Source organism: Thiobacillus sp. (genome assembly GCF_013693775.1).
In the GTDB taxonomy this organism is placed as follows: Bacteria; Pseudomonadota; Gammaproteobacteria; order Burkholderiales; family Thiobacillaceae; genus Thiobacillus.
In genome coordinates this window covers 143,897-157,102 of the sequence record NZ_CP059257.1, presented here as the reverse complement: position 1 = coordinate 157,102, position 13,206 = coordinate 143,897, and the positions used below count along the sequence as shown (strand labels likewise).

9 protein-coding genes are annotated in these 13,206 nt (G+C 60.0%); 6 read left to right on the top strand and 3 right to left on the bottom strand.

Going from position 1 to position 13,206, the window contains the following annotated elements:
* Positions 1-47: 47 nt before the first annotated feature.
* A complete protein-coding gene (locus HZY77_RS00755; RefSeq protein ID WP_296661597.1) occupies positions 48-2,006 on the top strand; it encodes a relaxase/mobilization nuclease and DUF3363 domain-containing protein in 1,959 nt (652 codons plus the stop codon).
* Between the two features lie 5 nt (positions 2,007-2,011).
* Here the strand turns inward: HZY77_RS00755 and HZY77_RS00750 are convergent, their stop codons facing one another.
* The 3 genes from HZY77_RS00750 to HZY77_RS00740 all read right to left on the bottom strand — a co-directional run bounded on the left by HZY77_RS00750 (position 2,012) and on the right by HZY77_RS00740 (position 5,399).
* Positions 2,012-2,239 (bottom strand): hypothetical protein, encoded by a 228-nt coding sequence (locus tag HZY77_RS00750; protein ID WP_296661596.1) that lies wholly within the window; start codon positions 2,237-2,239, stop codon positions 2,012-2,014.
* A 258-nt stretch (positions 2,240-2,497) separates the two neighbouring features.
* Complete coding sequence (locus HZY77_RS00745) at positions 2,498-3,913, bottom strand: PLP-dependent aminotransferase family protein (RefSeq protein WP_296661595.1); 1,416 nt, start codon at positions 3,911-3,913, stop codon at positions 2,498-2,500.
* A gap of 250 nt (positions 3,914-4,163) precedes the next feature.
* Complete coding sequence (locus tag HZY77_RS00740) at positions 4,164-5,399, bottom strand: ISL3 family transposase (RefSeq protein WP_296820769.1); 1,236 nt, start codon at positions 5,397-5,399, stop codon at positions 4,164-4,166.
* Between the two features lie 26 nt (positions 5,400-5,425).
* Between HZY77_RS00740 and HZY77_RS00735 the strand changes: the two genes are divergently transcribed.
* From HZY77_RS00735 to HZY77_RS00715, 5 genes are all read left to right on the top strand, one after another.
* Complete coding sequence (locus HZY77_RS00735; RefSeq protein ID WP_296817825.1) at positions 5,426-6,349, top strand: phytanoyl-CoA dioxygenase family protein; 924 nt, start codon at positions 5,426-5,428, stop codon at positions 6,347-6,349.
* Positions 6,350-7,702: 1,353 nt separating this feature from the next.
* Positions 7,703-9,184, top strand: coding sequence for an MFS transporter (locus HZY77_RS00730; protein ID WP_296661592.1), 1,482 nt, complete (start codon positions 7,703-7,705; stop codon positions 9,182-9,184).
* Positions 9,185-9,220: 36 nt separating this feature from the next.
* Entirely contained in the window at positions 9,221-11,350 is a 2,130-nt protein-coding gene (locus HZY77_RS00725; RefSeq protein WP_296817823.1) for an iron-containing redox enzyme family protein, read from the top strand.
* Positions 11,343-12,671, top strand: a complete 1,329-nt coding sequence (locus HZY77_RS00720; protein ID WP_296817822.1) for a carbamoyltransferase N-terminal domain-containing protein — start codon at positions 11,343-11,345, stop codon at positions 12,669-12,671. The genes HZY77_RS00725 and HZY77_RS00720 overlap by 8 nt, the downstream gene beginning before the upstream one ends.
* Entirely contained in the window at positions 12,578-13,162 is a 585-nt protein-coding gene (locus tag HZY77_RS00715; protein ID WP_296817819.1) for a carbamoyltransferase C-terminal domain-containing protein, read from the top strand. Before HZY77_RS00720 ends, HZY77_RS00715 begins: the two co-directional genes overlap by 94 nt.
* The last annotated feature ends 44 nt before the right edge of the window (positions 13,163-13,206 follow it).

Genomic DNA, 13,206 nt, shown 5'->3' with positions numbered 1-13,206 from the left:
GCGTGCTTCACTCGCTGGACTGCGCCGATCTTGGATGGAGACACCACATGAGCAATCAAGACGACGACCGTTTCCGGGCGCGACCTAGTGCGCCGAGACAGCGCGGCGATGCCTTCATCAACAAGGTGATGCGGCAGACCAACAAGGCCGGCGCCGAACTCGGCAAGACGGTCGGCAAAGTCGGCCATCGGCCCGGTTCCCGGCTGGGGCGCGGCCATGTCGCGGCCCGCTTCGCCGGGGCCTCGCTCACGCCAAGCGCCCGTCGCGTGATGATCAAGGCGCGACTGGTCAATCTGGCCAAGGCTGGGCCGCGTTCGACCACCGCGCACCTGCGCTACATCGAACGCGAAGGGGTGGATAGCCAAAGCGGGCCGGGCCATGCCTACGGCCCGACAACCGACGCGGCGGACACCGCCGCTTTCGAGGAACACGGGCGCGAGGATCGGCACCATTTCCGCTTCATCGTCTCGCCGGAAGACGCGGAACAGCTCGACGACCTGCGCACCTACACCCGGCATCTGATGGCACGTCTGGAGGCCGACCTGGGCACGCGGCTGGACTGGGTGGCGGTGGATCACTGGAACACCGACAACCCGCACACGCACGTCGTCCTGCGCGGGAAGGACGACGTAGGCAAAGATCTCATCATTTCCCGCGACTACATCGCCGAGGGGATGCGTCGGCGGGCGTCAGAGCTGGCGACCGAATGGCTGGGGCCGCGTACCGAGCTGGAGATCCAGTGCGCCATGCAGCGCGAAGTCGATCAGGAGCGGTGGACGGGATTGGACCGCACCTTGCAACGCTTGGCCGTAGATGGTTTTGTGCGTTCGGAGAAGCTGGCCGAGCCGCGGCTGCAACGCCAGCGGCAAATGCTGATCGGCCGCCTGCAGCATTTGCAGCGCATGGGCCTGGCGAGCGTGCAGCAGCCTGGGACATGGACTATCCACCCAGACGCCGAATCCACACTACGGACCATGGGCGAGCGTGGCGACATCATCCGCACCATGCAGCGCGCCATGAGCGGCCGGCAGCGCGATCTGGCCGTGTTCCAGCCCAGCGAAGATGGCCGCTCCATCGTCGGTCGCGTTGTCGGCAAGGGGTTGGCGGACGAGCTGCATGACAAAGGCTATCTGATCGTCGATGGCACGGACGGCAAGGCATACTACGTTGGGCTACCGACGCGATCGGAGCTGGAGCATTATCCGACCGGCGCCGTGGTGGAGGTGAAAGGCTCGACCGACGTGCGTGCGGCCGACCGGAACATCATCGGACTGGCCGTCGATGGCGTGTACCGCACCGATCATCATTTGGCCGTCTCACAAGGTCAGGCCACGCCCGACCGTGATCCGCGTGAGGTGGTAGCGGCGCATGTGCGGAGGCTCGAAGCTCTGCGCCGCGCCGGCATTGTGGAGCGCGAAGCCGAAGGCGTCTGGCGTGTGCCCAATGATTTGGCCGAACGCGGCCGTCAGTACGATGTGCAGCGCCTGGGCGGCAGCGTCGCGGTAGAGCTGAAATCGCACCTGCCGATTGAGCGGCAGGCCCGCATCATCGGTGCGACTTGGCTGGACCAGCAATTGATCGGCGGTGGCAAGGGGTTCGGGGACCTGGGCTTTGGCGGCGAGGCCAAGCAGGCGATGCAGCAGCGCGCCGACTTCCTGGCCGAACAGGGATTGGCCGAGCGGCACGGGCAGCGCGTGATCCTCGCCCGGAACCTGCTGGGCACGCTGCGCAAGCGGGAACTGACGCAGGCAGCTAAGGACATTACCGCCGAAACAGGCCTGGAGCATCGGCCGGTGTCCGAAGGGCAACCCGTGGTGGGCATCTACCGGCGCAACGTTACGCTCGCCAGTGGGCGCTATGCGATGCTCGATGACGGCTTGGGGTTCAGCCTGGTTCCGTGGAAGCCGTCTATCGAGCAACGGTTGGGGCAACAGATCGCCGCAACGGTGCGCGGCGGCGGAGTATCGTGGCAGATTGGGCGACATCGTGGTGCATCCATTTGCTGATACGCTCATGCGGTTTCGGTTTTTGGCTTCAGCAGCATGGTCTGCGTCAGCGCTATTTCAGGTGCTCGTATGTTCGCGAACTCGATCAGCAGTCCACCGCGTGATGACCGCCCATTCACTAACACTCCCATATGTTCCACAGCCGCACCATGGAAGCGTCGTTCCTCGAGGCCCTCGGCGAAACGGTGGAGCCGCTCATCGACGACGGCAACTAGCTGCGCTTTCGCGTGCATCAATGCATGGTGGCATTGGTGCCGTACCGTATGAGCCGTCAACAAGGGCCGCAAACAGGGTGCGCAGGATATCTTTGGTAGCGTCTGTGATCGATGTGTACGTCAGGCGCATCGGGGGCGGAACAGTCACTCCATGCGAACGGACTTCGCCCTAGACATCTTGGAGCAAGCACTCTACAACTAGCAACCAGAACATTCGATGCCCTGGTGCACCATAGCGACAGGCGACTGCACCTTGGACTCTATCCCCCTCCCCTCTTAGGGCTTGAGCAAAGCTGCAGTCTCGAAGAACGTTCGTGCACGCGGATCGCCAGAAAATGCAACGTTGATGCGAATCCAGGGGCATTCTTCGGAATGCGGTCGAAAATACTTGCCGGGCGCGATTGTCACNCCGAGCGGCGCGCCACACTCAACCAAGCGAGCGGAATCAGCAATATGGGGCAGGCGTGCCCAGATAAACGTACCGCCGCCAGACTTCTCGAATACTTCCCAGCCACAGCCTTCTAGCACCTGAATCGTTGATCCCATCGCGCATTGAATCCGCAGTCGTAGTTTCTCTAGATACTTTCGGTACGTGCCGCGTTCGAGCATCGTGGCCACGACCGCTTCGGAAAAGCGCGAGTTTCCAAGACTCGTCAGCATCTTGATGTCGGCTAGGTCCTTGATAATTGTGGACGAGGCGAGCACGTAGCCGACCCGCAACGAAGACGAAAGGGTTTTCGATAGCCCGCCTATGTAGATGACGTGCTCAAGCTGATCGAGTGTCGCGAGACGTTCGGTCGGCGTCGCCTGGTAGTCGGCGTAAATGTCATCTTCAACTATCGTTATTCCGTTCTCGCGTGCCATCTCCAGCAGGCGGAAAGCGACCTGCGGTGAGACGGTCGTACCCGTCGGGTTGTGAAACACCGTGTTGATGAAGAAAAGCTTGGGGCGATGCCTTTTCAACTGCGCTTGCAGAACATCGAGGTCCGGTCCGGTGTGTGTGCGAGGAATCCCAACAAGATTGACTCCATGCAGCTTGAGCAGACCGTATAGGCTGTAGTAGCCCGGGTCCTCCACGAACATCGTGTCACCCGGCTTGAGGATGTAACGAATCAGCAGATCAAGAGCTTGGCTGGCACCTTGGGTTAGCAAAATCTGCGAGGGCTGCGCCTCGATACCCAACTGTGCAACACGGTGTAGAAGATGCGCGCACAGTGCGGAAGAACCGCGTTGCGTCGCGTAATCGACTAGATTCGTACTCTCTACACGCGACACATGGCGGATCGCTCTTCCGAGACCCTCCTTATCGCGCCATGCGTCCGGGATGAATCCGCTACCAAGTTTTAGCGAGTCGCTGGGGTGGTTGAGCTGTTCGAGGATGTGTTCCGATTCGTCCTCGGCGCGGCGTGGATCTGCAAGACCCAGTGCCGCAGCTGCATGCTGCTTGCGATGGTTTGCCACGTAAAACCCGGAGCCGGGCCGAGATTCGATGTAGCCGAGTGCGACCAAGCGATCATAAGCATCAATTACTGGGTAACGGCTGACGCCCTGATCGGTTGCGAACTGCCGAATCGACGGCAGCTTCACACCAGAACTGGCCACGCCACGCTGTAACCATCGAACGATGCCGTCGACAATCTGATCAGTAAGCGGAATACCGCTGCTGCGGTCAAGCTCGATGTCGACCTTCACGCTAAATACTCTTTGAGGACGGCACGGACCAGGGCATTGGAAGTGTTTCTTTTTCGGCTGAACAGTACTGACAAAAATACCACGAACCGTACATGTTCGCACCATTGCGGCGCACCAATAATTGCTGCCAATCGATGCCGCTGCTTGACGACTTTTCTGAGTACCGTGGGGACGAAAATATGATCGACGTAAGTAAGAGGAACCAATATTTGTGTAATCTGCAGGAATATAAAGAAGGCTCTGTTGAATTTCAAGTGGGTTGTTCTGCATGAGGGTTAATGGCGTGGAAATCGAGACGGCCGGCGATCAGGAAGATGACGGTTTTGATTGTGTCGATGCGGGTGAAGCCACGGGCACGCCGCTTGGCGGCCTGGAACAAGCCGTTGATCGCCTCCAGAAATCCATTGGTCTGCCGTGTCTGAGCCCAGGCCACGATTCCTTCCAGATGGGATCGGATCATCCGGGCAACCTCCTTCATCGGCTCGACCTTGGAGCGCATGACGCAAGTGCACCAGTGTTCCAGCATGGCGCGCACGACGTTGATTTGTTTGCGATCAAGGATTTCGCGCAGTTGCTCCTTGTAGACCCAGGCGCGCGCCGTGCGCTTGACAGTCATCCTGGCAATCAGTGCGTCAAGATCGGCAGCAGCCTCGGGCTTGAGCCGGGAGGCATCCTTGAGCAGCGTCCAGCGCATGCCCTTGAGGGACTTGTCGGTGCGCTGCTCGATGCGGCGCATCTTGTCCACCGCCGTGCTGGCGTGGCCGATGACGTGGAACTTGTCGAAGGTGATGCGGGCATTGGGCAGATGCTGGCTGACTCCGGCGATGAAGGCTGGCGACATGTCGATGCTCGCCGAGGCGATGTTCCCGGCCGGGCAGCCATGGTCGCCCAGATACTCGGCCAGTTGCGCAATGGTCTGGGCGTCGCGCCCTTCCGTGACGAACAGCACGCGCCTGGCCTCGGCGTCTGCGGCCAGGGTGACATAACTGTGGCCTCGGGCGCGCGAGGTCTCGTCAATGGCCAGCGCCGTGACACCGGAGTGATCCGCCAGGCCGCAGGCCATCTCCACGTACTTCTGGCACACCGCCAGCACCCGGTGGGACGATTCGCCCACGATGCGCGCCACGGCGGCAAACGGCATCTGGCGCGCCAGCATCAGGATGAAGGCTTCGAACAGCAGCGTGAAGCCATTCAGCCGCCCGGCAAAGTCAGGCTCGACCAGTCGCACCGAACCATTGGGCAGCTTCACTCGCGGCGTGCGCACCTGCAGATGGCACTCATGCTGGAAGAAGTTCAGGTGCCGGTAGGTCTTGGTCACGGTGTCGTGCACCGGATGCACGCCTTCATGGCCCGAGACCTTGAAGCGGCTGCCAGCCTTGAAGTCAATCAGCACGGTCAAGGTCCTGGCCGACTCGTCGAAGTCGACCGACGCCACCGTCCACGGCGGGGCAATTCCAAGGGCAGTTTCAAACAGCTTGGCAGTCATGAATTCACTCATCCAGGTTGGTCAATATGACGTCAGCTTACCCACTCGGATTTCAAGAGAGGCATAAAGAAAATGGTTTCACAATTTTCAGAAACGTCATCGATCCAGACCTTCTCTCCGAAGCGAGGGAACATTTCCTCTGGCTTCGCAAAAGGTTTCCCGAGTTTCGCCCTGAACACCTTCATCATCCGCTAATGCGGGATGATGCGTTCTGGGTTCGCCTGGTCACAGACGAGCGCCTGCTCGATATCGCCGAACTCATCCTCGGTTCGGATCTTGCCTGCTTCACCGCTCACTACATCTGCAAGCCCCCGCTCGACGGCCATGCTGTTCTTTGGCATCAAGACGGCGCTTACTGGAACCTGTCTCCAATGGAGGCAACCTCGTTGTGGCTGGCGATCGATGAAAGCACGACCGAAAACGGCTGCCTCCGCGTCATCCCTGGTTCTCACAAGCTGCCCCTGCAAAAGTTAGTGCTGAGAAGGGATACACCCAACTTACTCATGACCTCGATGGAAGACAAACACGTCGACGTCCACAATGCAGTCGACATCGAACTGCAGCCCGGGGATGTGTCGGTGCATCACCCCTATATCATCCATGGATCGGAGGCAAACCGATCGTCAAAACGTCGGTGCGGCCTCGATATGGCGTACATCAACACCTCGACGACCATCGCGAACGAGGCACTCTATCTAAACCCCATCCTGGTTCGTGGCGCTTCCGTCACGGGCGTCAACAAATATCGCGCCTGGCCTTCGTTCAATGCGAACACCTCAATACCATTCAACGGCTGGGAGACGTGGACACGCAAGAGCCAAGACATCAATGCGAGACATCCTGAGTTCGTGCCGGCGCGGCACGACGATGAACCGGTACAGGAGATGGTCAGACGAATGCTGGCACGGATCGAAAGCGGGACCATGAAGGAGCTGCGCCCCGAGCCCTAGCCGTTGCTGCCGCAATTTGGCCAAAGAGATTCACCAACTGTGAATGCTTCTTCCAGCCATAGGGCTGCGGGCGGGAAAGCGCCTCCTTTCGTGACCACCACGCCGGCTTTTCGAGCCGCGCATGTTGGGCGTCTTCATATTTAACGGGCTTTTGATTTGGCCCTGAAAAGGTCCACCGATGTCTGCAGTTTCCGAACTCACGCCACAAATGCAGGGCTATGTCGGCGAATTCATGGACCCGGACAACCTCGGCTGGTTGCCATACGTCATGTATTTCCACCCGACCAATTTCAGGACGGATATAGTGTCCACGGATGACTCCGGATTTCGGTACAGCGAAGCCCGCAACGCTCGATACTCCGCCACGACGCTAAACACAGAGGATCCGGTTCGTCTGCTCGTGGGCAGCTCCACTGTGTTCGGCACTGGGGCCACCGCCGATCGGCATACCCTCTCATCGCGGCTCACGGAAAACGATCCCCGGCCGGAGCGGTGGATAAACTTCGGCGGGCGCGCTTTCAACTCCATGCAGGAGCTCTTCCAGTTTCTGCTCTATCGCCACCGGCTGCCGCCCGTGAAGGAAGTCGTTATTTTCTCCGGGCTCAATGATCTCGTGCTGTCCGGGCTTCCATCGAATTTGCGTGGAGAGCACGGCGGGTTTNTCTTCAGCCAACAGTTCTTCGATCGCCTGACCGGTACCCGGGCGACCGGCCTGCCGTGGTTCAAANAGGGCGGTCAGCGCGCAATGTCAGGGACTGTCCTCCCGGTCGACGAGCAGGTCATCTACACCTCCGACTTAATCTTACGGCATTTGAACTCGTGGCGAATGCTATGCGACGCGCTGGGTGCCCGACTGACCTATGTGCTTCAGCCCCTAGCAAACTGGGTTCGTCCCACCGGCTCTGTCGAGGAGCAGGCCATCTTCGCCGAGCTCGATACCCAAGGCTCGTTCCGAGAGACATACCGAGACGTTTGCTCTGTAGAGACTCATCGCCTGTTCAGTGAACACCTGCAGCTAGGCATGAAAGAAATGNGGGTCAGGTTCATCAACTTTACATCAGTGCTGGCGCAAGCCGCTCGACCTGATCAGTGGCTCTTTGTCGATCGCATTCACCTTACTGACGAGGGCTCTGACGTGGTGGCAAAACTTCTTCTCCGTGAATTGAATCAAGGAAATCTGACATGAAAACCATATGGCGTTCTTTTCTTCGGCTTTTGGGGATCGAGAGCAAAAAAGCGACAAGCGGAAGGACGCTTCAATTTACCCCATGTTTTGAGACAGCCGTTACGCATCGATTCAAAAACGGAGCCTCGTGATCTATCTGGGCCCCGCTAAAGGGAAACATACTGAACGTGAAGGCGAACGATGACCTCATCGACCAAATCGACCACTGGCCCGCCATGTCGGCGTTAGGGCGTCGGCGGCCGTCAATGACATGGACGGTGACCGCCACGGGACTCGGGTTCGCGGTCGTGCAACTTGACGTGACCATCGTAAATGTCGCGCTCAAACAACTCGGCGTGGCTCTCGACAGCCCTCTTGACGGGCTGCAATGGGTCGTGGATGCCTACACTCTGGCGTTCGCCGTGCTGTTGCTGTCGGCTGGTACCGTGGCCGACCGCTTCGGCGCCAAACGGGCCTACCTGATCGGCTTCGCCGTATTCGGTCTGGGATCGTCTGCGTGCGGCATGGCAACCTCGGTTGCTCAATTGGTTGCCGCTCGAGCGGTACAGGGGTTAGGCGCCGCGCTGCTGGTCCCGCCTTCACTCGCTTTGCTCAACCATGCCTGCGCCCACGACCGAAAGCTGCGCGCGCGCGCCATAGCCTTGTGGACGGCCGCCGGGAGCGGGTCGATTGCTGTGGGCCCTGTGGTCGGCGGCATCCTGCTTGATAGCTTCGGATGGCGAAGCATATTTCTCGCGAACCTGCCGCTATGCGCTCTGGGCATCGGCATGACCTGGCGTCTTACGGAGACGCTGCGCACAACCCGCCCGCTCGATCTTCCAGGCCAGCTGTTGGCCGTGCTGGCGTTGACCAGCCTTTGTGGGGCCACGATCGAGGCAGGGGCGCAAGGATGGGGGCATCCGGCCGTACTGAGCGGCTTCTGCCTCGCGTTCGCCAGTGCGGTGTCCTTCGTGTTCGTCGAAGCGCGGGCAACGCATCCCATGTTGCCGCTGCGTTTCTTCCGCCTGCCGCATTTTAGTCAGGCCGTGCTGCTAGGTATGGCGGTGAATCTTACCTATTACGGCCTCGTGTTCGTCTTGAGCCTTTATCTGCAGCACGTCAGGAGCTACAGCGTCATGCAGGCCGGCCTTGCGTTCGTTCCACTGACTGCGACATCTGTCATTGCCAACCTCGTCAGCGGCTGGCTGAACAGCCGCTTTGGTGCACGGTTGCCAATGCTGCTCGGCTGCGCGCTGGGGGCTTTCGGCTACGGTCTCCTAGTGCGGCTCGACGCCGGAAGCTCCTATCTGTCAATGATCGTGCCGTTTCTGCTAATTCCCGGCGGAGCGGCGCTCGTGGTACCGGCGATGACAGCGACCATCTTATCCAGCGTAGAACCGACGTGGTCAGGCACAGCATCAGCGGTGCTCAACGCTGCGCGTCAAGCCGCGGGCGCGATCGGCGTGGCGGTGTTTGGAAGCCTCATCGCAGGCGGCGACGATCACATCGTCCCCGGGCTCCGCATTGCCGCGTCCGCCTCGGTCATCCTGCTCGCATCCGCCTGGATCATGGTCTGGCAGGGTATTCGTCGTGAGTATGGCTCGGACCCTTCCGCCTCCATTGGCGGCGCTACGAACGGCCAAACCGGACCCCAGCGGGGTCGGCCGTGAACTCCCTCAAAAACCTTTGTTAACGGTATTGCACAAATGTGGCGGGACATCTACACACTGAGCCTGAACCCCGAACTGTTTGTCGAATCGAGCAACCTTCGGGACCTGATCGATCGCACGGGTTTGGGGAACTTTGAGACCGGTCCAACCAGGGCGAGCCACGACGTCGATGCCCTGTGCGATGTGCTCACTGGCAGGGCCCGCGACAGCGAGGTCTTGCTTAGGGCGACGGTCGAGTCAATGTGCGATGACGACCGGACGAAGCGCGCGATCCATTGCACGATTGCCCACAGCGCTCCCCTTGCGTCTGTGCTTGGCCGATGGTTACAGGGGCTGAGCCGCCCGGGCAATTTCGAGGACGACGTCCAACTGAAATCACTGGCGTTGCTCGCGGACGATGTGGGCGTCGGCCTGGCCGAAATGTCGAGGACAGACGGTTTCCGCCATCTTGCCCGAAAGGCCGGCCTCGTAACCGCAGCAGGCCGCCCCCACGACATCGCGGCAGACCGGGAACTCAGCGATGGTGTCTTTCGGTTTCCGGCCATCATGCTCGCGCTGAGCCGTTGCAGCGAAGCGTTCGAACCGGAGATCGCCGGCGTCGATTATGCGCTGCGCACGATCGGATTGTTGCCAGTCTGGCGTGTCCTCGCTCATCACCTTCCCGGGCCCCATTGGAGGCGCCTGAATTTATCCGCGTCCCAAACTGACGCTCTGCCGTCTGGACATACGCCGCTCTCCCTCTCGCGCCACATTCTCGATTATCACGCCTCTCGAAGGGAACGGCGGGCGCGTGTCATGGAAGGGATACTGTGGGTGATCAATGCCGTGACGGCAGACACGGATGACTTTGTCGCTGCCCTCAAACACGTAGACGACNCAACGCTTGCAATGGAGAGGCTAATACAGGGGCGTGCACGCGAGGCGGCCATCTACCATCAGNGGTTCGATCTCGAGGGCAAGCCGCTGAGCCAGTGGTTTACTGAGGCGATCGAAGATCCGCGTCCGCTGATCGATGCAATCGCGAGAAGCCGCCTGATCCGACGCGGCGACCCGGAGCGCAGTCCCCTGCTCGGTTCCCTACTCTCGTCGCAAGGCCGCATGTTTCGAATTTTCGAGCCCGACGACATCGCGGTGATTCGGCGATGGATCTTGTCTTTGGTGCCGGCACCATCTTCGATCAAACCAGCGTCGCCGTTGGCGATAACGCCTGTGCACCAACAGTCCATCAAATGTGGCGATCTCATGCTCGGTGCGGTGCCCTCCAATATTCGGGAGGCCTACCATCTTCTGCAGGGACGCGCGCTACCGCCGAGGACGCGTCGCTTCGCGCTGGAATACGCCCAGTTCTGGCTGGGCGCTGCACGCAGGTCCATTGGGTTGTCAAAACGTTCCCTGCCGGAGACGTGGCAACACGGCCTCCTCAGGGCGTGGCTTCTCGACACCCATGCGTCACACGACGAGGCCTTTCAACGGACGAAAACGCAATCGATGCCAAGTCGCGAGCAGCTCGTGGAAGAGACAGTGCAGTTGGCTCCGCTGACCTTGATCGATGGCGCCTGGCTGCAAGGCTTCAGCGAGGTGGATTACGCGTCGGATAGGGTTGGTTCTCCGCTCTTCCGCATCTTTTGGGACGAGCTAGGTAACGGCAACCTGTCCATCAACCATCCACGGATTTATCGCGCCCTGCTGTTATCGATGGACATCGATCTTCCGCCGACGGGGTCGCCACAATTTCCATACGACCCACGTTTGCGTAGCGAGTCTCTGAGGCTCCCTGTCTTCTGGCTGTGTCTGGGAAAACTACCCGTCACACTTCGGCCAGAAATACTCGGCCTCAATCTGGCAATGGAGCTTTCCGGGGTGGGTGGCAGCTACCGGTCGGCGCGCCAAATCTTGAAGCACTACGGTNTTTCGACGCAGTTCGTCGATATGCACAACACGATCGACAACGTCTCTACCGGCCACTCTGCATGGGCGGCGGATGCTATCGACGCCCATATGGCGCTTGCGTCGCAATTCGTTGACCCGGATGAGGAATGGGAACGTATCCGCGCTGGATTCGAAGCCCTGTCCCCTGTTACGGGTCGCAGTAGCGAACTCGATTTCTTCAAACAACAGAAGCGCCCTTGGCGAGCCATGGTAGCGCGGGAGCCCTCATATGTCTAAAGCCCATCTCGGAGTCTCCGCCTATTATCACGACAGTGCCGCCGCATTGATCGTGGATGGTGTTCCCGTCGCCGCCGCCCAGGAGGAGCGCTTCACACGCAAGCGTCACGACAGTGCATTTCCAAGGAATGCCATACGCTATTGCCTCGAAGCCACGGGCTTGCAGCTTTCGGACCTTGCTTCGATCACTTACTACGAACAGTCGGAAGTAAAGTTCCGGCGAATGCTGTCCTCATTCGCGAGCGCCGGTCCCGGTGGTTTTCGCACGTTTACCCGGGTTCTCCCAAAATGGCTCCAGTGGAAGCGCCGCGTCCTGCTGACCGTGGACCGTGAGCTAGATCAGCTAGGCCTTGGGCGAGGGCCGCGCGCGATCGCCATTCCGCATCACCGTTCACACGCTGCCTCGGCGTTCTTCGCGTCGCCATTCAACCAAGCCGCGGTTGTCTGTATCGACGGCGTCGGAGAATGGCAAACTACGACGGTCTGGCGCGGCGACCATGACCAGCTCGAACTCGTAGATTCGATCTCATATCCGCATTCGCTGGGACTGTTGTACTCCGCCTTCACTGAATTCTGCGGATTCAAAGTGGACTCTGGCGAATACAAGCTCATGGGGCTCGCGCCCTACGGGGAGCCGCGCTACGCGAGCCTCATTGTCGACCAGATTGTGCGCCTTCGCGACGACGGCTCATTTTCACTAAATCTGGACTGCTTCGAGTTCCTGCGCGGACACCGTATGACGGGGCCGGCCTTCGAACGCCTGTTCGACGGCCCCGCCCGATCGCCCGAAGCACCGCTAACTCAGCGGGAATGCGACCTTGCGGCTTCGATACAGGTCGTTACGGATCAAGCAGTTCTAGGGCTCGTCAAGGCGGCCAAGACGATGACCGGTATGTCCAATCTCTGCCTCGCTGGGGGCGTCGCACTGAATTGCGTCTCCAACGGCGGTATCGATCGGTCCGGACTCTTCAAGAGGCTATGGGTACAGCCAGCCGCAGGGGATGCCGGGTGCGCTCTCGGCGCGGCGCTAGACACGTCGATCAGACTGGATGGCCGCCCTCCGGTGAATAGCGACGACGCGATGAGTGGCGCCTATCTCGGGCCTCAGTTCTCCGATGAGGCCATCGTCGCCTTTCTGGAATCACACGGGCATCGCTATGTGCAACTTCCGGAAGCCCCGTTGCTCGACACAGTCGTCTCGGCACTGGACGCCGGAAAGGTGGTGGGGTGGTTTCAGGGAAGAATGGAGTTCGGCCCCGCGCCCTTGGCGCTCGCTCAATCCTTGGCGATCCGAGGAACGCCAACATGCAGCGAACCATGAATCTCAAGATCAAATACCGGGAATCGTTTCGTCCATTCGCTCCGTCCGTGCTGAAGGAAGATTCGCACGCCTATTTTTCGATGGAGAACGAGAGCCCCTACATGCTGGTCGTGGCTCCGGTGACTGCTGCCATTCGAGAAGAAGGCGCACCGCGCCGCTCACTGGGTTGCATCAATGACATCCGATCGGACCTTCCTGCCATCACGCACGTCGACTTCTCGGCGCGCGTGCAAACGGTGACTGAATCCCGCAATAGCCGCTATGCCCGCCTTCTCAAGGCGTTCCGCGCACGTACAGGCTGCTCCGTGCTGGTGAACACGTCGTTCAACGTACGGGGCGAGCCCATTGTGTGCACACCCGAGGAGGCATTTCGCTGTTTCATGCGCACCGAGATCGATGTTCTGGTGCTCGGCTCCTGCGTCTTATTTAAATCCGAGCAGGGCGCCTTGTCCGAGACGACCGACTGGCGCGCAGAAATTCCCCTCGACTAGACGATGGAGGCCATACGACATGCATCGAGTGATCACACTACTTC